15 protein-coding genes and 1 pseudogene are annotated in these 18,833 nt (G+C 65.4%); 10 read left to right on the top strand and 6 right to left on the bottom strand.

Translation table 11 applies throughout. The annotated features are described in order from the left end of the window. A partial coding sequence (locus HZZ13_RS21040) for a transposase (protein ID WP_197961446.1) occupies positions 1-310 on the top strand: 310 nt, incomplete at its 5' end. Positions 311-888: 578 nt separating this feature from the next. Here HZZ13_RS21040 and HZZ13_RS21035 read toward each other — a convergent pair. Next, on the bottom strand, positions 889-1,632 hold the full coding sequence (locus tag HZZ13_RS21035) for an SDR family NAD(P)-dependent oxidoreductase (protein ID WP_197961445.1): 744 nt from the start codon (positions 1,630-1,632) through the stop codon (positions 889-891). Between the two features lie 162 nt (positions 1,633-1,794). Here HZZ13_RS21035 and HZZ13_RS21030 point away from each other — a divergent pair, with 162 nt between their 5' ends. The 5 genes and pseudogenes from HZZ13_RS21030 to HZZ13_RS21015 all read left to right on the top strand — a co-directional run bounded on the left by HZZ13_RS21030 (position 1,795) and on the right by HZZ13_RS21015 (position 7,965). Further along, entirely contained in the window at positions 1,795-2,565 is a 771-nt protein-coding gene (locus HZZ13_RS21030) for a methyltransferase domain-containing protein (protein ID WP_197961444.1), read from the top strand. 196 nt (positions 2,566-2,761) lie between these two features. Next, on the top strand, positions 2,762-3,763 hold the full coding sequence (locus tag HZZ13_RS21025; protein WP_197961443.1) for a DctP family TRAP transporter solute-binding subunit: 1,002 nt from the start codon (positions 2,762-2,764) through the stop codon (positions 3,761-3,763). A gap of 150 nt (positions 3,764-3,913) precedes the next feature. Beyond that, positions 3,914-4,387: pseudogene (locus tag HZZ13_RS37410) on the top strand (TRAP transporter small permease); the annotation flags it as partial. A gap of 222 nt (positions 4,388-4,609) precedes the next feature. Continuing rightward, positions 4,610-5,890, top strand: a complete 1,281-nt coding sequence (locus tag HZZ13_RS37405) for a TRAP transporter large permease (protein ID WP_246504510.1) — start codon at positions 4,610-4,612, stop codon at positions 5,888-5,890. Positions 5,891-6,036: 146 nt separating this feature from the next. After that, positions 6,037-7,965 (top strand): alkyl/aryl-sulfatase, encoded by a 1,929-nt coding sequence (locus HZZ13_RS21015; RefSeq protein WP_197961441.1) that lies wholly within the window; start codon positions 6,037-6,039, stop codon positions 7,963-7,965. Positions 7,966-8,128: 163 nt separating this feature from the next. Here HZZ13_RS21015 and HZZ13_RS21010 read toward each other — a convergent pair whose 3' ends face one another. Continuing rightward, positions 8,129-9,199, bottom strand: a complete 1,071-nt coding sequence (locus HZZ13_RS21010; RefSeq protein WP_197961440.1) for a glycosyltransferase family 4 protein — start codon at positions 9,197-9,199, stop codon at positions 8,129-8,131. 274 nt (positions 9,200-9,473) lie between these two features. Here HZZ13_RS21010 and HZZ13_RS21005 point away from each other — a divergent pair, with 274 nt between their 5' ends. From HZZ13_RS21005 to HZZ13_RS20990, 4 genes are read left to right on the top strand one after another with little or no spacing between them, the layout of a single operon-like run. Then, positions 9,474-11,237: an ABC transporter ATP-binding protein gene (locus HZZ13_RS21005; RefSeq protein ID WP_197961439.1), complete on the top strand. Its 1,764-nt coding sequence runs from the start codon at positions 9,474-9,476 to the stop codon at positions 11,235-11,237. 58 nt (positions 11,238-11,295) lie between these two features. Continuing rightward, complete coding sequence (locus HZZ13_RS21000) at positions 11,296-13,500, top strand: amylo-alpha-1,6-glucosidase (RefSeq protein WP_197961438.1); 2,205 nt, start codon at positions 11,296-11,298, stop codon at positions 13,498-13,500. Positions 13,501-13,518: 18 nt separating this feature from the next. Continuing rightward, positions 13,519-14,040 (top strand): PRC-barrel domain-containing protein, encoded by a 522-nt coding sequence (locus tag HZZ13_RS20995; protein ID WP_197961437.1) that lies wholly within the window; start codon positions 13,519-13,521, stop codon positions 14,038-14,040. A 23-nt stretch (positions 14,041-14,063) separates the two neighbouring features. Continuing rightward, the gene (locus HZZ13_RS20990; protein ID WP_197961436.1) at positions 14,064-15,377 is read left to right on the top strand and encodes an MFS transporter; all 1,314 of its coding nucleotides are present in this window, start codon (positions 14,064-14,066) and stop codon (positions 15,375-15,377) included. A gap of 42 nt (positions 15,378-15,419) precedes the next feature. On the opposite strand, the gene HZZ13_RS20985 is transcribed toward HZZ13_RS20990, so the two are convergent. The 4 genes from HZZ13_RS20985 to fixL form a co-directional block, all read right to left on the bottom strand. Beyond that, complete coding sequence (locus HZZ13_RS20985; RefSeq protein ID WP_197961435.1) at positions 15,420-16,118, bottom strand: helix-turn-helix domain-containing protein; 699 nt, start codon at positions 16,116-16,118, stop codon at positions 15,420-15,422. 103 nt (positions 16,119-16,221) lie between these two features. Beyond that, positions 16,222-16,638 carry a response regulator transcription factor gene (locus HZZ13_RS20980; protein WP_197961434.1) on the bottom strand — a complete coding sequence of 139 codons (417 nt, stop codon included), beginning with the start codon at positions 16,636-16,638 and terminating at the stop codon, positions 16,222-16,224. Positions 16,639-16,681: 43 nt separating this feature from the next. Beyond that, a complete protein-coding gene (gene fixJ / locus HZZ13_RS20975; RefSeq protein WP_197961433.1) occupies positions 16,682-17,299 on the bottom strand; it encodes a response regulator FixJ in 618 nt (205 codons plus the stop codon). Between the two features lie 3 nt (positions 17,300-17,302). Then, entirely contained in the window at positions 17,303-18,820 is a 1,518-nt protein-coding gene (gene fixL, locus HZZ13_RS20970) for a sensor protein FixL (RefSeq protein ID WP_197961432.1), read from the bottom strand. Positions 18,821-18,833: the final 13 nt, after the last annotated feature.

Below are 18,833 nucleotides of genomic sequence, written 5' to 3'. Positions count from 1 at the left end.
TCAGGTCGGCAGCTATTTTGGCCTCACCGGCACGCCTTATGACAGCGGCGAGCGAAGCCGGGAGCAGGGCATCAGCAAGGCCGGCAACCGGCGGGCCCGTGAGCTCGCCATCGAGCTGGCGTGGCTATGGACAGTCCATCAACCGGACAGCGCGCTGACGCGCTGGTTCCGCGAGCGGGTGCGCAACATCAAAGGACGCATCCGGCGCATTGCAGTCGTCGCCCTGGCGCGCAAGCTGATGGTCGCGCTGTGGCGCTATCTCACCACCGGTGTCATCCCCACCGGCGCCGTGCTGCATCCTGCTTCCTGAACGGCCAGGCGCAATGACGGCCGACGTGAGCCAGGACAGACGCGTGACCGTCCTCATCCAGGGGAGCAAACCACCCGCTCTCTCAGATGGGTCCCGTCCTTGCTGGGCTTTGCCTTCACCCGTGCATGAAAGATCAGGGTACCGGGCCGCGTGCCCGACCGGATACAAGGTGATGCGGTCCTGCCGCATTGTCGTTCACGGCCCAGGCCTCGCATCACGTCCCGCCTGCCAGCGCCGATGCGCATGTTGCGAACGCTCCATTGTGGCGCCGAGCTCGTCGCCGTCAAGGCCGCTAACGCGCCGCCTCCGGCGGTGGCCTGCGGCCAGCCTTGACCGTGCCTCGCCTCGGCGCCCAAGACCGCCGCCAACAAACAATGCTCTCTTGACAACTCACCCCCCATACAAGGATGAGGGCGGAGTGTGCGGCAGCAGTTTCGATGCGCACTGGGGCCGATTAGCCTCATCCTGAGGAGGCGCGTAAGCGCCGTCTCGAAGGACGAGGCGTGCGCGCAGGCAGCCTCCACAAGTCATATGCGATAGCTGCATGCGTTGGTGGGGCCTGAGGGACTCGGGAATTCCTAGAACTGATACCTCCGCAATCCGCCATCCACCGGGATCACCGCGCCCGTGATGTAGCGCGCCACCGGCGAGGCCAGGAACACCGCGAGTGCGGCGAGATCCTCCGGCTCCCCCCAATAACCGACCGGGATCTCCTCCTCGGCAAAGCGCTCGCGATAGTCCGGCAGGTAGTTGCGGCGGATCTGCTCGCTCATGATGCGGCCGGGCGGGATGCAGTTGATGGTGATGCCGTGCTTGCCGATCTCGCGCGACAGGCCCTTGGCCCAGGCGTGCACGGCGGCCTTGGCGGCGAAGGCGGCATTGAGGCCCTCCGGCTCGGACTTGCCGGTGATGTTGACGATGCGGCCCCATTTGCGCTCGATCATCTGCGGCAGCAATGCATGGGCGATGCGGCGGTAGCTGGTGAAGTTGAGCGCGATCGCCTCGTCCCATTTGCTGTCGGGCGCATCGACGGGCAGGGGCCGGCTGCCGCCGGCATTGTTGACGAGGATGTCGACATGGCCGAGCTCCTTCAGGGCAAAGGCCGCGATGGTCTCGGCGGCGTCCTTGGCCATCACGTCCTGCGCGAGCGGCGTGATCAATCCGCTACCGACTTCTTTCACCAGCTCGGCGAGCAGATCAGTACGGCGCGCCACGCCGACGACGCGCACACCTTCGGCGGCAAGGCCCTTGGCGATGGCGCGGCCGATGCCGATGCTCGCGCCGGTGACGACAGCGGTTTTCGATGTGAGCCCGAGATCCATGCCCGCACGCCCTCCTGGTCTTGCTTGCGTTTTGTTGTTCGCTTCCTGCCCTGTCCCGCGGGCCTGCGAATTGCCCGACCGGGACGAGCAGTGGTAACCAAGAGGCTTGCCGAAGGACAAGAGCCTTGGCGAAGGAAATACGAAAAAGAGAAGGCATCGAAGATGGTCTGGGATCCGCAGCAATATCTGAAGTTCTCCGGCCATCGGCTCCGGCCCGCCGTCGACCTGTTGATGCGGATTCCGGATTTTGCCCCGCGCGCAATCGCCGATCTCGGCGCCGGCGCCGGCAACGTCACCAAATTGATCAGGGAGCGCTGGCCGGAGGCACGCGTGACCGGGGTCGAGGGCTCGGCGGAGATGGTCGCGGCAGGGCGCAAGGCCGCGCCTGACGTGGAATGGTCACATGAGGATCTCGGCCATTGGAGTCCCGGCGGGCAGTACGACTTGATCTATTCCAATGCCGCACTGCACTGGCTGCCCAATCATGCGGCACTGTTTCCGTCGCTGATGGAGAAGGTGACGCCTGGGGGCATGCTCGCGGTGCAGATGCCGCGCAATTTCCTCGCGCCGTCGCATGTGCTGATCGGCGAGACCGCGCTCGATGGCCCGTGGCGGTCCAAGGTGGAGCATCTCGTCACCGCGCCGCCGGTAGAAGGGCCGGCCTTCTATCACGATCTTCTCGCGCCGATGTCGGCCAACATCGACATCTGGGAGACCGAATATCTGCAGGTGCTCGAAGGCGACAACCCCGTGAAGGAATGGACCAAGGGCACCTGGCTGACGCGTTATCTCGACGTTCTCCAAGGCGAAGAGAAGGCCGCGTTCGAAGCCGCCTACGGGATGCGCGTCGCAAGGGCCTATCCGAAGAATGCGGCGGGGCAGACGCTGTTCCCGTTCCGGAGGCTCTTCATGGTCGCACAGCGCAAAGGCTGATGGCACTACCGCAATGCGGCATAAGCGCTCGTTCGCTTGGACACGTGCCGACGCCGGCTTGCGCATCCGGCAGTCGCCACGTTAGCTTGGCTGCGGCAAATTGGGCTTAGGTCTAGTTGTTCGGCTGGCGGATTGCTGTCACTACAGACCTGAAAGAACAAACGAACCCGGTTAGAGGTTGTTGGGAGGTCCCTTCATGCGCAAGCTGCTTGCCGCGGTCGCCGCCGCAGCTGTTCTCTTGGCTCCCGCCATCGTCCAGGCTCAGAGCCCTATCGTGGTGAAGTTCAGCCACGTCGTCGCCAACGACACGCCGAAAGGGAAGGGCGCGCTGAAATTCAAGGAGCTCGCCGAAAAATACACCGACGGCAAGGTCAAGGTCGAAGTCTATCCGAACTCCACGCTTTACAAGGACAAGGAGGAGATCGAAGCGCTCCAGCTCGGCTCGGTGCAGATGCTTGCGCCCTCGACCGCGAAGTTCGCCCCGCTCGGCATCAAGGAGTTCGAGGCGCTCGACCTGCCCTGGCTGTTCAAGGACGAACAGACCTATGCCAATGCGATGAAGGGCACGGTCGGCAAGTGGCTGTTCCAGAAGCTGGAGGCCAAGGGCATCACTGGCCTCGCTTATTGGGACAACGGCTTCCACATGGTCTCCGCCAATCGGCCGCTGATGAAGCCGACCGATTTCCAGGGCCTCAAGTTCCGCATCTCCGGATCGAAGATCGCCGATCAGTATTTTCGCATCATGGGCTCGATCCCGCAGATCATGGCGTTCTCGGAAGTCTACCAGGCCTTGCAGACCGGCGTGGTCGACGGCTGCGAGAACACCGCGTCCAACTACCTCACTCAGAAGTTCTACGAGGTGCAGAAGGACATCACCGTGTCCTATCACGCGCATCTGCAATATGCCGTCATCGTCAACTCGAAATTCTGGTCCGGCCTGCCGCCCGATATCCGCGCCCAACTCGACAAGGCGATGGCGGAGGCGACCGACTACACCAACTCGATCGCTCGCCAGGAGAACGAGGACGCGCTGGCCGAGATCAAGAAGACCGGCAAGACCAATCTGCATTATCTCACCGAAGCCGACCGCAAGGCCTGGCAGGAGGCGATGCAGCCGACTTATAAATGGGCCAAGGGGCGGGTCGGGCAGGAGGTGCTCGATCTCCTCGCTAAGGAACTCGACGTCAAGATGAACTGACGGGCTGCGCCCCAATAACAACAATACCAACGGTCGGGGGTGATCGCGCTCCCGACCGTTGCGCTTGAATGATCCAATACCGGGGGGACCAAGTTGCTGCGTGTCCTGAATCGTTTTCTCGATCATCTCGAGGAATGGCTGATCGCGACCATGATCGCGGCTGCGACGTCGCTCATCTTCGTCGCGGTGCTGCACCGTTACGGCGCCGGGCTGTCGATCGACATCGCCAAATGGGCGGAAGCCCGCAACCTGGCCTTCCTCGCGGTGCCCGCGCGCGCAACGTTCGCCTGGCTTGCCGCGCTCGACCTGTCGTGGGCGCAGGAGCTCTGCATCTACATGTTCATCTGGATGGCGAAGTTCGGCGCCGCCTACGGCGTGCGGACCGGCATCCATGTCGGCGTCGATGTGCTGGTCAACATCCTGCCCGGCGGCTCGCGCCGCCGTGTCATCACCTTCGGCCTTCTGTGCGGCGCGCTCTTCACCGCCATCGTCGCCTATTTCGGCGCCGCGTTCGTCAGCCAGATGTGGCAGACCGGCCAGCAGTCCAACGATCTGGAAGCGCCGATGTGGATGGTGTACCTCACCATTCCGCTCGGCTCCGGTCTGATGTGCTTCCGCTTCCTGCAGGTCGCCTGGTCGTTCTACCACACCGGCGAACTGCCGCACCACGACATGGCCGGCGTCGAAGGCGTCGACGTCGACCCGGTGCATCCGGCCCCCGTCACGCCCACCCAGGTGGTCCGCGACGAGCGCAGCCCGCTCGGCTGGATCCTGATGCTGCTGCCGGTTTTGATCGTCGCGCTGTGCTTCGCGCATGCGGCCCATGTCATCACCCTGCCGCAGGGCCTGCGCGTCTTCATCGTGTTCGCTCTCCTGCTCTCGCTGATGCTGACGGGCATGCCGATCTCGATCGCGCTCGGTCTCACCGTGCTCAGCTTCATGTTCACGCTGACCGACGTGCGAACCGAATCGGTGGCGCTGAAGCTGTTCACCGGCATCGAGAATTTCGAGATCATGGCGATCCCGTTCTTCATCCTCGCCGGCAACTTCCTCACCCATGGCGGCGTGGCGCGGCGGATGATCACGTTCGCAACGTCGCTGGTCGGCCATTGGTACGGCGGCCTCGCGCTGTCGGGCGTGGTCGCCTGCGCGCTGTTCGCCGCGATCTCCGGCTCTTCGCCGGCGACCGTGGTGGCGATCGGTTCGGTGATCCTGCCGGCCATGGTCGCGCAGGGCTTTCCCAAACGGTTCGGCGCGGGCGTGATCACGACGTCGGGTTCGCTCGGAATTCTGATTCCGCCGTCGATCCCGATGGTGCTCTACGCCGTCTCCACCAACAGCTCGGTCGGCAAGCTGTTCATCGCCGGCATCGTGCCGGGGCTTGCGCTGGCCTCGCTGCTCGGCGCCACGACGTTCTATCGCGCCTGGCGCAACGACTATCCGCGGATGCCGAAGGCCACCTTCGTCGAGCGTCTCGATGCGTTCCGCAAGTCGATCTGGGGCATCCTCCTGATCGTGATCGTGATCGGCGGCATCTACAGCGGCCTGTTCACGCCGACCGAGGCGGCCGCCGTCAGCGCGGTCTACGCCTTCGTCGTCGCGGTGTTCATCTACAAGGATCTGAAGCTGCGCGACGTGCCGCGCGTGCTGCTGTCGTCGGCCAATCTCTCGGCGATGCTGCTCTACATCATCACCAACGCCGTGCTGTTCTCGTTCCTGATGACCTACGAGAACGTCCCGCAGGCGCTGGCGCAATGGATGATCGACCAGGGCCTGGGCTGGATCGGCTTCCTGCTGCTCGTCAACCTCCTGCTGCTGCTGGCGGGCAATGTGATGGAGCCGTCCTCGATCATCCTGATCATGGCGCCGATCCTGTTTCCGGTTGCGGTCAAGCTCGGCATCGATCCCGTCCATTTCGGCATCCTGATGACCGTGAACATGGAGGTCGGCCTGTGCCATCCGCCCGTCGGCCTCAATCTCTACGTCGCCTCGGGCATCGCCAAGATGGGAATCACCGAGCTCACGGTCGCGGTGTGGCCATGGCTGCTGACGATGCTGGGCTTCCTGGTGGTGGTGACCTATTGGCCCGGCCTGTCGCTGTGGCTGCCGCGGCTATTGGGGATGTAGCGAGGCGAAAGGTGGTGCGACTCTGACCCTCCCCTGGAGGGTCCCTGGAGGGGGAGGGTGAACCCGGCCGCCGCTTTGCCCAACAATGGCCCTCGGCGGTGAGATGCGGTTAGATGGTTCCAACCAGAGCAGGGAGGAGCCGGCCAATGACAGAGATTTCCAACGAGCCGAAGGACGCCTCGCCGTCCGTCATCGCGCAGCAAGCGGCGATGCTGGACGCGTTGCCGTTTTCCGACGCACGGGACTTCGACGATGCCGCGCGTGGTTTCCTCGGGACGATCGAGAACGCGACCATCACGAACCCGCAAGGGCGCACGGTCTGGAGCCTCGAACCTTACGGCTTCCTCGCAACGGAACAGGCGCCACCGACGGTCAATCCGAGCCTGTGGCGGCAGGCGCGGCTCAACATGCAGCACGGCTTGTTCGAGGTGGTGCCCGGCGTCTACCAGGTTCGCGGCCTCGACATCGCCAACATGACGCTGATCGAGGGCGACAGCGGCGTCATCGTCGTGGATACGCTGACGTCGATCGAAGGCGCGCGCGCCGCGCTCGATCTCTACTTTAGGCATCGCGGCACGCGGCAGGTCGCGGCGATCATCTTCACCCATACCCACACCGACCATTGGGGCGGCGCGCGCGGCGTGCTGGAGCAGGATGCGCTCGCCACCGGCAGCGTGCCGATCATCGCGCCGAACCTGTTCATGGAGCACGCGGTCTCCGAGAACATCATCGCTGGACCTGCGATGCTGCGGCGGGCGCAGTATCAGTTCGGACCGCTGCTCGCCAAGGGGCCGCGGGGGCAGGTCGATTGCGGGCTCGGCAAGTCGATGGCGGCCGGCTCCGTCGCGTTGCTGCGTCCGACTGACCTGATCATGGCAACCGGCGATGTTCGCGTCATCGACGGCGTCGCGTTCGAATTCCAGATGGCGCCGAACAGCGAGGCGCCGGCGGAGATGCACTTCTTCATCCCGCGTTACAAGCTTTTGAACCTCGCCGAGAACTGCACCCACAATTTCCACAATTTGCTGCCGTTCCGCGGCGCCGACGTGCGCGACGCGCTGGCCTGGTCCAGGTATCTCGGCGAGGCCTTGCTGCTCTGGGACGGCAAGGCGGAGGCAATGTGCGGGCAGCACCACTGGCCCGTGTGGGGACGCGAGCGGATCGGCACGATGATCCGGCAGCAGCGCGATCTCTACAAGTTCGCGCATGACCAGACCATCCGCCTGATGAACCACGGCCTCAACGCCGCCGAGATTGCCGAAACGATCCGGCTGCCGAAGAGCCTGGAGGCCGCCTGGCACGGCCGCGGCTATTACGGCCACATCCGGCACAATGTGAAGGCGATCTACCAGAAATATCTCGGCTGGTACGACGCCAATCCGGTCAATCTCGATCCGCTGCCCCCGGTGGAGTCCGGGAAGAAGTACGTGGAATATATGGGCGGTGCGGATGCCATCCTCGCGCGGGCGGCGGCGGACTTCGAGAAGGGTGAATTCCGCTTCGTCGCCCAAGTGCTCGGCCATCTCGTCTTCGCCGAGCCCGACAATGCGGCGGCGCGCGCGTTGCTGGCTGATACGCTGGAGCAGCTCGGCTATGCCGCCGAAAGCGCGACCTGGCGCAACGCCTATCTGTTCGGCGCGCAGGAATTGCGCCAGGGCATGCCGAAGGTGCCGGCACGCCCGCCGATGCCGCGCGAGACGCTGGCCGCGCTGCGCACCTCGCAGCTCTGGGACGTGCTCGGCATCCGCCTCAACGGCCGCAAGGCCGAAGGCAAGCACATCGTCCTGAACTGGCGCTTTTCCGACACCGGCGAGAGCTTCGCGCTCAATCTGGAGAACTGCGCGCTGACCTATACCGAGGGCGTGCAGGCGGAAAATGCGGACGCCAGCTTCACGCTGGAGCGCTCCACGCTCGACGAGGTGATCGCCAAGCTGACGAGCTTTCCGGAGGCCGTCGCCGCCGGCAAGGTCAAGCTGTCGGGCAATCCGATGAAGCTTGCCGAGCTGATGGGGCTGATGGACGAGTTTCCACGCATGTTCGAGATCGTCGAGCCGAAGCGGGCGAGAGTGGGATAGGGCCGGCTCGTGCCCCGGACGCAGCGCAGCGCTTCTTCAGCGGTGCGCTGCAGAGCCGGGGCCCATGCTTCCGAAAGCGTGCCTGCCGCGTGGGTCCCGGCTCTGCGCAGCAACGCAAAGGGCGTTGCAGCGCGTCCGGGACACGAGAGTTGCGGGTAGCCCCCTACTCCGCGCTGCTCACCAGCTTGATCCGCGGTGCCTGCGCCTCGGTCAGGCTGCGATAGGCGGCGAGGTAGTCCAGGGCCATGCGCCGCGCGGTGAAGCGGGTCTCGAACTGCTTGCGGATCGCGGTGCGGTCGAGTTGCGGAAGCCGCTTCACCACGCCCGCGGCGCTGATGACATCCTCGACGATGAAGCCGGTGAGGCCCTCGTCGATGATCTCCGGCACCGAGCCGCGGTTGAAGGCGACGACGGGCGTTCCGCACGCCATGGCCTCGATCATGACGAGGCCGAACGGCTCCGGCCAATCGATCGGCAGCAAGAGGCCGAGCGCGCCGCTCAGGAAATCCGATTTCTCGTGATCGCTGATCTCGCCGATGAAATCGATCAACGGATTGTTCTCGATCATCGGCCGGATCAGCTCGTCGTAATAATCCTGGTCGGCACGGTCGACCTTGGCCGCGATCTTCAGCGGAATGCCGCAATGGGTCGCGATCTTGATGGCGCGATCGACGCCCTTCTCGGGCGCGATGCGGCCGAGCACGGCGAGGTATTCCTGTTTCGCCGGCTTCGGCGTCAGCAGCTTCTCCGGCAGGCCGTGGTGGATCGTGGTCACCCAGTTCGCCTGCGGCACCGGCCGCCGCTGCGCATTGGAGATCGAGATGACGGGCATCTTGGAGAAGGTGTTGAAGACCGGCTGATGCTCCGGCAGATCGAGCCGGCCGTGCAGTGTGGTCACGAACGGGGTCGGCTGGCGGTGGAACAACGACCAGGGATAATAGTCGAGATGGAAGTGGAGGAAGTCGAACTCCTCGTCGTCACATTTCTGCCGCACCCGCTCCAGCAGCACCATGTGCAGCGCGTTGGGGTCGCGCACGGAACCGTCGAGCCGAAGTGCCCGGGGCCATAATGCATCGAGCTTGGCGGATGTCTGCGAGTCGCCGCTGGCGAAAAGCGTCACGTCGTGGCCCAGTGCCACCAGCTCCTCCGTCAACCAATGCACCACCCGCTCGGTGCCGCCATACAGCTTGGGTGGAACAGCCTCCGTCAACGGAGCTACCTGCGCGATGCGCATCTCACCATCTCCTCTGCGATCATGAATGTTGAAACCCCCGCCTGTACGGCACCGGCAATGCCAGACGAGGGAACGTTCCCGCACCTGCGAAGTTCCTTCCCCCGAACGTTACATCTTCGACACGTCGGCTATGCGTCGCGATGCTGCCACCAGATCTTCGCAGATCGTCCGCATCCGCATGTCGTGATGGGATTGCCCGGGAACCGAGGCGAAGCGGTCGATGTTCACTCGACCAGTAACCAAACGAAAATCAGCATAACGGGGCGACAGCCATATGGATCAGCTTTCTGGATACGCGCGCAGGCCATTTGCCTTTGTCTTGCGCTATCTCCGGCGTCGTCTCGCGTCGCATTCGGTGATCTTGGCCGCGGTCGTGGGGGCCGTTGCCTGCTCCGTAGGCACCCAATATGGCGTCAAAGCCCTGGTCGATGCCTTGTCCGCCGGGCCTTCGTATGGCGGTGGCGTATGGCTGGCATTCATTCTGCTCATGTCACTGATTGCCGCCGACAACTTCCTGTGGCGGATCGCGAGTTGGACAGCGAGCTTCACCTTCGTCCGGGTCACGGGCGATATACGGCGCGACATCTTTCGTCATTTGACCGGGCACGCGCCGAGCTACTTCTCGGACCGGATGCCCGGCATGTTGACGAGCCGCATCACCGCGACCTCGAACGCGGTGTTCACCGTCGAGAATATGCTCGTCTGGAATGTGTTGCCGCCGTGCATTGCCACAATTGCGGCAATCTTGCTGATTGGAACCGTCAGCCCCCATATGGCGCTCGGCTTGATCCTGGTCGCCGGCGGCATGGTGGTTGCGATGTTTCGTCTGGCCGCGGCCGGCAAGCCGCTGCACGACGATTTCGCCGACAAGGCCGCGCTGGTCGACGGCGAGATGATCGACGTCATCAGCAACATGCCGCTGGTGCGCGCCTTCTGCGGCATCAGCCACGAGCATGAGCGGTTCGATGCAACGGTGAACCAGGAGCTGACCGCGCGAAGCCGCAGCCTGCGTTACCTGGAGAAGCTGCGGCTGTTGCATGCCGCCATTACCGTGATCTTGACGATTGCGCTGATGGCCTGGGCGATCTCGCTCTGGCAGAAGGGCGAAGCGACGACCGGCGACGTCGTGCTGGTCTGTACGCTCGGCATCTCCATCCTGAGCGCCACACGCGACCTCGCGGTGGCGCTGGTCGACGTCACCCAGCACGTCGCGCGTCTGACCGAGGCGATCGCCACGCTGCTGGTGCCGCACGAGCTCCGCGACCATCCCGAGGCCGAGCCCCTGGTCAAGAGCGGCGCGGCCATCGCGTTCAACAACGTCACCTTCGGCTATCCCGGCGGCGACAAGATCTTCGAGCGCTTCAGCCTGCGCCTCCAGCCCGGCCAGCGCGTCGGACTGGTCGGCCAGTCCGGCGGCGGCAAGTCGACGCTGTTCACGCTGCTGCAGCGCTTCTACGACGTCGACGATGGCAGCATCACCATCGACGGCCAGGACATCTCGAAAGTGACGCAGCTGAGCCTGCGCGAGGCGATTTCCGTCGTGCCGCAGGACATCTCCCTGTTTCATCGGTCGATCCGCGAGAACATCCGCTACGGCCGGCCGAACGCGACCGACGACGAGGTGCTGCGCGCGGCGATCGCGGCGCGCTGCGACTTCGTCGAGAGCCTGCCCGAGGGCCTCGACACCATGGTCGGCGACCGCGGCGTCAAGATGTCGGGCGGCCAGCGCCAGCGCATCGCCATCGCGCGCGCCTTCCTGAAGGATGCGCCGATCCTGCTGCTGGACGAGGCGACCGCCGCGCTCGACAGCGAATCCGAGGAGGCGATCCGCGAAGCGCTGTCGCGCCTGATGCGCGGCCGCACCGTGATCGCGATTGCGCATCGCCTCGCGACGCTGCGCAATTTCGACCGCGTGGTGGTGTTGAGGAATGGTAAGATCATCGAGGACGGCTCGCCCGAGCGTCTGATGCAGGGCCACGGGCCGTATCGTGAGCTGGTCACGCAGGAAATGAGCCGGCTCGCGCAAGCCGCCGCGTAGACCAACCGTCGCGTTCTCGAGTTGGTTGCGTTTCGAAACAAGCGCAGGGGAGCAGCTCATGTCGGCCGAAGCCGTAACCCAATTCGTCTCCGTGACGCGGACCCCGGGACAGGTCGCGGAACAGCCCTTCTACATTCCGATGACCGGGCCCTCGGCCCGGCCGCGGCGTTCGCTCAAGCACGATGACACCTTCATCGTGCTCGACAGCCACGGTGACATCGGCGCTTCCGCCGGCGGGCCGGACGGGCTGTTCCATCACGACACGCGCTATCTCGCGCGGCTGGAGCTCGTGCTCGACGATCTCCAGCCGCTGCTGCTCGGCTCGAATCTGCGCGACGACAATTCGGCGCTGACCGTCGACCTCACCAATCCGGACATCTACCGGCAGGGCAGCCTCGTTCTGCAGAAGGACCTGTTGCACGTCGTGCGCACGATCTTCCTGTGGCGCGGCACCGCCTACCAGCGGATCGGCGTGCAGAACCACGGCGAGCGGCGCACCAGCTTCAACCTGACGCTGCTGTTCGGCAACGACTTCGCCGATCTGTTCGAGGTCCGCGGCGAGCGGCGGCCGCGCCGCGGGATCGGAACGAGCCGGCTGCTCGGACCGACCGACGTCCTGTTCGAATATCGCGGTCTCGACGAGACCGAGCGGATCACCGGACTACATTTCGATCCGCGTCCGACGCGGCTCTCGGTCGATGCCGCAACCTGGGAGCTCGACCTGGAGCCGCACCAGGCCAAATCGCTGTTCGTCGCCGTGTCCTGCAACCGGCCGGTCACGGAAAAGCCGGTGCGGTTCTTCCCGGGTCTGTTGGCGCACCGCCGCGAGATGCGGCTTCAGACGGCCGGAGCCGCCAGCATCGAGACCTCCAACAACATCTTCAACGAGGTGCTGTGCCAGGCCATGGCCGACCTCAACATGCTGATGACCGAGACGCCGCAGGGACGCTATCCCTATGCCGGCATTCCCTGGTACTCGACGACGTTCGGGCGAGACGGCCTTATCACCGCGCTGCAGATGCTCTGGGTCGATCCGCGCATTGCCAAGGGCGTCCTGCGCCGGCTCGCGCATTACCAGGCCGCGGCGGTCGATCCGCTCGCGGATGCCGCGCCCGGCAAGATCCTGCACGAGATGCGCGGCGGCGAGATGGCTGCGCTCGGAGAGGTGCCGTTCGCGCATTATTACGGCAGCGTCGATTCGACCGCGCTGTTCGTGCTGCTCGCCGGCAGCTATTTCGAACGCACCGGCGACGAGGCCACGCTGATCGAGCTGTGGCCCGCGATCGAGGCAGGGCTCGCCTGGATCGACGGTCCCGGCGACCCTGATAATGACGGCTTCGTCGAATACCAGCGTGCGACCGAGAAAGGGCTGGCGAACCAGGGCTGGAAGGATTCCTACGACGCGATCTTCCATGCCGACGGCCGGCTTGCCGAGGGCAATATCGCGCTCGCGGAGGTCCAGGGCTACGTCTTTGTCGCCAAGCAGCTCGCTGCGCGTTGCGCGCTGCGGCTCGGCAAGCCGGACCGGGTTCGCAAGCTCGAGGCCGAAGCCAGGGCGCTGGCCGAGCGCTTCGAGCAGGCGTTCTGGTGCGAGGAGCTCGGCACCTATGCGCTTGCGCTCGACGGCAAGAAGCGGCCCTGCAAGGTCAGGACCTCGAATGCCGGGCAGGTCCTGTTCAGCGGCATGGTCCGCGAGGACCGCGCGCGTCTCGTCGCCGCCGACCTGATGCGGCCGCATTTCTTCTCGGGCTGGGGCATCCGCACCGTCGCGCAAGGCGAGGTGCGCTACAACCCGATGTCCTACCATGACGGATCGATCTGGCCGCACGACAACGCGCTGATCGCGCTGGGGCTCGCGCGCTACGGCCTCAAGCATTCGGTGGCGCACGTTTTCAAGGGCCTGTTCGACGCCGCGACCTACATGGATTTGCGCCGGCTGCCCGAATTGTTCTGCGGCTTCCGGCGCGAGAAGCGGCGCGGGCCAACGCTCTATCCGGTCGCCTGCGCGCCGCAGGCCTGGGCCAGCGCGACGCCGTTCACGCTCCTGGAAGCGGCGCTCGGCCTCGAGTTCGACGTCGCGCGCGGCGAGATTCGCCTGCGCAACCCGCATCTGCCGGCGTTCCTCAACGAGGTGATCCTGCGCGATCTGCGCCTCGGCGCATCCAGCGTCGATCTCCGCGTCAGCCGTCACGGCGACGACGTGGCGCTGGAAGTGATGCGCACGCGCGGTCAGATCCAGGTCTCCATCGTGCTGGCGCGCTAGAGGCGCGAGGAGGAGTTCATGCGTGCGATCGGAAGGTTGGTCCTGGGCGTGGCGATTGTCGCGGGCTTGACGGTCGCCGTATCGCGCGCGGCCGAGGAGCCGCCTGCATCCCCGAGCGAAGCGAAGGCACCGGCAAGTGTGCAACCGCCGGCTTCCACCGTGCCCGTCACGCCCAAGGACGCCGCGCCGCCGCCATCGGTGACCATCATCGGCGCGAGCGAGGCCCACGGCGTCCTCGGCCGCGACGTTCGCAGCGCCGCCGGTGAGGACATGGGGCGCATCGTCGACGTCATCGTCGATCGCACCGGCCATGTCCGCGCTGCGGCGATCGATTTCGGCGGCTTCCTCGGCGTCGGCAGCCGCAAGATCGTCGTGGACTGGAGCGCGCTGCGCTTCGGCAAGATCGCCAACAAGAAGGACAGCATCACGCTGGAATTGACCAAGGCGCAGGTCGCGGCCGCACCGGAATACAAGGAGGACACGCCGATCGTCGTGCTCGGCGCGTCCGGCAGCCTTCAGCCGCTGCAAGCGATTCAGTGAGGTGCAGGGAGGGCTGACCGCCCGTGCTGTTGTCGAGGAAGCCGAACCATGCAGATCGCGGCGGCGTCGTCGAGCAGGACAACGTCGCGGAGCCGGCGGCTGCGGGCATTCCGGCGCCGTCGCGGCAGAGCCTGCGCGGCCTCGACTGGTTCATCTTCTTCCTCGCCGACGTGCAGACCGGATTCGGTCCCTTCATCGCGGTCTATCTGACGACGCAGAAATGGACCCAGGTCGAGATCGGGCTCGTGCTGTCGATCGGCGGCATCGTCGCCCTGATCGGCCAGATGCCGGGCGGCGCGATCATCGATGCCGCGAAGTCGGAGCGCCTCGTCGCCGCCCTCGCGATCGCGACCATCGGCGCCTGCGCGCTGGCCTATGCGGCGATGCCGATCTTCCCCGTCGTGGTCACCGCCGCCACGTTGCATGCGATGGCGAGCTGCGTGCTCGGGCCGGCGATCGCCGCGATCAGCCTCGGCCTCGTCGGTCCGCTCGCGATGGGCGAACGGCTCGGCCGCAACGCGCGTTTCGCCTCGCTCGGCAACGGCGTCGCGGCGGCGGTGATGGGTACCGCGGGCTATCTGCTGTCGAGCCGCTCGGTCTTCCTGGTCACCTTCCTGCTCGCGATCCCGACCCTGATCGCGCTGTCGCGCATCCGCGAGAACGAGGTCGACATCAGGCGCTGTCACGGCGAGATGCCGCCTGAAGCCGCCGACCGCGGCGACCCCAATATCTGGCACCTGATCCGGCAACGCTCGCTGATCGTGTTCGCGCTCAGCGTGCTGCTGCTGCAGCTCGCGAATGCCGCGATGATGCCGCTGATGGCGAGCGCGGTGACGGCGCGGTCGAGCCAATGGGCGACCGTGCTCGTCGCCTTTTGCATCGTCGTTCCGCAAGCGATCGTGGCGCTGCTGTCGCCGACGGTCGGGCGCAAGGCGCAAGCCTGGGGCCGGCGGCCCCTGCTGCTGATCGGATTCGGCGCACTGGCGATTCGCGGCCTGTTGTTTGCGACCGTTCGCGATCCGTATCTGCTGGTGCTGGTGCAGGTGCTTGACGGCATCACCGCGGCGGTCTTCGCGGTGATGATCCCGCTGATCGTCGCCGACGTCGCCTTCGGCAGCGGGCATTTCAACCTGGCGCAGGGGATCGTCGGCACCGCAACGGGCATCGGCGCGTCGCTGAGCACGGTGCTTGGCGGCTATGTCAGCGACAAGTTCGGCAATGCAACCGCGTTCATCGGGCTGTCCGGCGTTGCCGCAGCGGGACTGCTGCTGATCCTGTTTGTCATGCCGGAGACGCGGCGCGCGGATCTGGCCGCCACGAAAGAAATGGCCGGCTGAACGAGTTCAGCCGGCCAAGGTGCTTGGGGAGGTAGATAAAGATCAGGCGTCGAGATTGTGCAGGCGCTGGCGGTTGCGCAGCACGATCTGGCGGGCGCCGGAGAAACCGAGAATGCCCTGGGCGTGAAGCTGTGACAGCGCGCGCGATACGGTCTCCAGCGTGAGGCCGAGATAGTCGCCGATGTCGCGGCGGCACATCGGCAGCGCCATCATGCCGGCGACGGCGAGGCGGCGGTCCATTTCGAGCAGGAAGGTCGCAACGCGCTCCATCGCAGTCTTGCGACCGAGCAGCAGCATGTGGTCCTCGGCATGGCGCAGCTCGCCGGCGGTCATGGCCCAGAGCTTGCGGGCGACCTGCACGTCGGTGCCGGCGGCCTTTTCGAGGCTGGCGCGCTTCACGAGGCGAACGGTGGTGTCGATGATGGCTTCAGCGGCGAGGCGGTGAGTGGGACCGGATTCAAGGCCGAACACGTCGCCGGGAAGATGGAAGGCGCCGATCTGGCGGCGGCCGTCGGAGAGAAGCTTGTAGCTGCGCACCGCGCCGGTGACGACCTGATAGACATATTCGGACGCCTCGTCCTCGCCATAGATCTCCTCGTCCTTGCCGTAGGAGAACTCGGTGGCGACCAGACCGACATGGCCGGCGATCGCGCCGAACTGGTCGGTAACGGGATGGGCAGGGGCAATCTTGCCACCGATTTGGGTGTTGATCGCCGTGGTGTTGAGCGTCTGGGTCAGCATCTGCGCCATCTCCGTTGTGATGACGCTTTCCTACGCGGTATCGGGTGCTTCGAAAATTTCGCGAGATATCTTAAGGAGGTTGCCTTACGTAGAATCCCGTAGGTCAGTCAGTGGGGCGGTCCTTGATCGCGTGGCGGATGCACTTGACGAGGTTTTCGTCCAGAAGCGGCTTCAAGACCACGTTCTTGATGCCCGCCGTCGCGGCCCGGGCCGAGATGTTCTCGTCGGGATAGCCGGTGATCAGGATCACGGGCGCGTCGCGGCGGGATCTGCGCAGGCGACCGGTCAGGTCGATGCCGTTGATGTCCGGCATCTTGTAGTCGATGACGTAGCAGTCCGGCCCGGGCGCGTCGACGAGATTGAGCAGCGCCGTGCCGCTCCTGAAGGTCCGCACGGCGAAGCCGTCGGTCTCCAGCAGGAACCGCAGCGATCCGAGGACTGCGGCATCATCATCGACCACAAAGATGGTGGGTTGTGGGCAGGACGATGGCCGCGCACGATGTGGGCTGACATCAACCATGCTGTCTGGCTAGCACGGCGCCGTGAAGCCGCCTTGACCTGCCTCAATCGTTGAGCATGCCGGCGCGCATCGCGAGGCGAACCAGTTCCGAAAGGCTGCTCGCCTGCATCTTGGTCATGACGTTGGCCCGGTAGACCTCGATGGTTCGCGGGCTGATGCCGTATTCGCGGGCTATCAGCTTGTTGGAGAGGCCCGCGACCAACCCCTCCATGACCTGGCGCTCCCGCGGACTCAAGGACGCGAGGCGGGCGGCGATGTCGTGCGTGACGGCCTCGTTCTTGGCGGCGGGCTCGGCCTGGCGGAGCGCCGACTCGATCATGGCGGTGAGCCGGTCGTCATCGAACGGCTTCTCCAGGAAATCGACGGCGCCGAGCTTCATCGCCTCGACTGCCAGCGGCACGTCGCCATGACCGGTCATGATCAGGATCGGGAACGGGCTTTGCTGCGCCTTCATCCGCTTCAAGAGCTCGATGCCGTCGAGGCCGGGCATGCGCACGTCGGAGACGACGCAACCGAAATTCAGGCCGGGCAGGGCTTCGAGAAAGGCGAGCGCGTCGTCGAACAGGGTGACGGCGAAGCCGGCGGAATCCAGCAGGAAGTTCAGCGAGTCCCGCATCGCCGCGTCGTCGTCGATGACGTAAACGTTTCCCTTGGTCGTCATGGATCAGCTCTCGTCGGTTGCCGGCAGGGTGAAGCGGAACGTCGCTCCGCCCGCTGCGTTGCTCTCGGCCCACATGCGGCCGCCATGGGCCTCGATGATCGAGCGGCTGATGGAGAGTCCCACGCCCATGCCGGTGTCCTTGGTGGTGAAGAAGGTCTGGAACAGGTTTGGAATGACGTCCTCCCGGAAGCCGATGCCGGTGTCGGACACCTCCACCTCGATCATGCCGTCGCCGACCCGGGTGTTGGCGACGACGAGCTCGCGCCGCTGCGACTGCGCCATCGCCTCGAGCGCGTTGCGGAACAGGTTGACCAGCACCTGCTGAATCTGGACCCGGTCGGCGAGAACGAGGTCGGCATCGGGATCGAGGCTGAAGCGGAGCTGCACGTTCTGCTCGCGCGCGCCGGCGAGCCCGAGTGCGCCGGCTTCCTCGATCAGCTTGGACAGGCTCTCGACCCGCTTCTCGGACTCGCCGCGGGAGACGAAGTCGCGCAGGCGGCGGATGATCTGGCCGGCGCGCAAGGCCTGCTCCGCGGCCCGGTCCAGCGCGCTTTCGACCTTCGGCATGTTGGGATCGGTGCTGCCGGCGAGCAGGCGCCGCGAGCCCTTCATGTAATTGCTGATCGCCGCCAGCGGCTGATTGAGCTCGTGGGCGAGCGCGGACGCCATCTCGCCCATCGCGGTCAATCGCGACACGTGCACGAGCTCGGATTGCAGCTCCTGGAGCCGTGCCTGGGTCTGCTGGTGCTCGGTGAGGTCGCGCACGAAGCCGGTGAAATAGGGCTCGCCCGCGCGTTGCGTCTGCCCGACGGACAGGTGCATCGGGAACGTCGTGCCGTCGCGGCGTTTGCCCGTCACGATCCGGCCGATGCCGATGATGTGCGGATCATCCGTCTTGAGATAGCGCGCGATGTAGCTGTCGTGACGCGACTGGTCGGGCTCCGGCATGAGAATGCTCACGTTCCGGCCGATGGCTTCCTGCCTGCTGTAGCCGAACAGCCGCTCCGCGGCGCTGCTGAAGAGCTGCATGATGCCGCGTGAATCGATGACGATCATGGCATCGGGCACGGTTTCGAGAATCGAGCGAAGATGATTCTCCTGGGAGCGCAGGTCCTCCTCGAGCTGTTTCTCCGCGTTGATGTCGAGGAATATTCCGCTGAGGTGACGCGGCGTGCCCGTCTCGTCCCGGATCACACCGGCCCTGGCCCGGATCCATTGACCGTTTCCGGACGCGCCGCCGATCTTGAAGGAGAGGTCGAGACCCCCGCCGCCTTCCGAGGTACGCCCGATCGCTTTCAGGAGGTGGTCCCGATCGCCCGGCTCCAAGAGGGAAAGAAAGAGATCGTAGCTGACGCCCTGGTCCGGCCGCAGGCCAAACAGCCGCCTGGCCGTGTCCGACCATTCGAGTTTGCGGGTCTGCAGGTCGAGGTCCCAGGTGCCGACCCCGAATCCCTCGATGCGGACCCGGAAATGCTCGCCCCGACCATCGTCTGCCGGATGGGTCACGCGGGTCGGCGTCAAGCTTTGCTCCTCT

It is taken from the genome of Bradyrhizobium agreste (assembly GCF_016031625.1).
GTDB classification, from domain to species: domain Bacteria; phylum Pseudomonadota; class Alphaproteobacteria; order Rhizobiales; family Xanthobacteraceae; genus Bradyrhizobium; species Bradyrhizobium agreste.
Note: the sequence above shows the minus strand (reverse complement) of the source record. Positions and strands in the feature narration are given on the sequence as shown.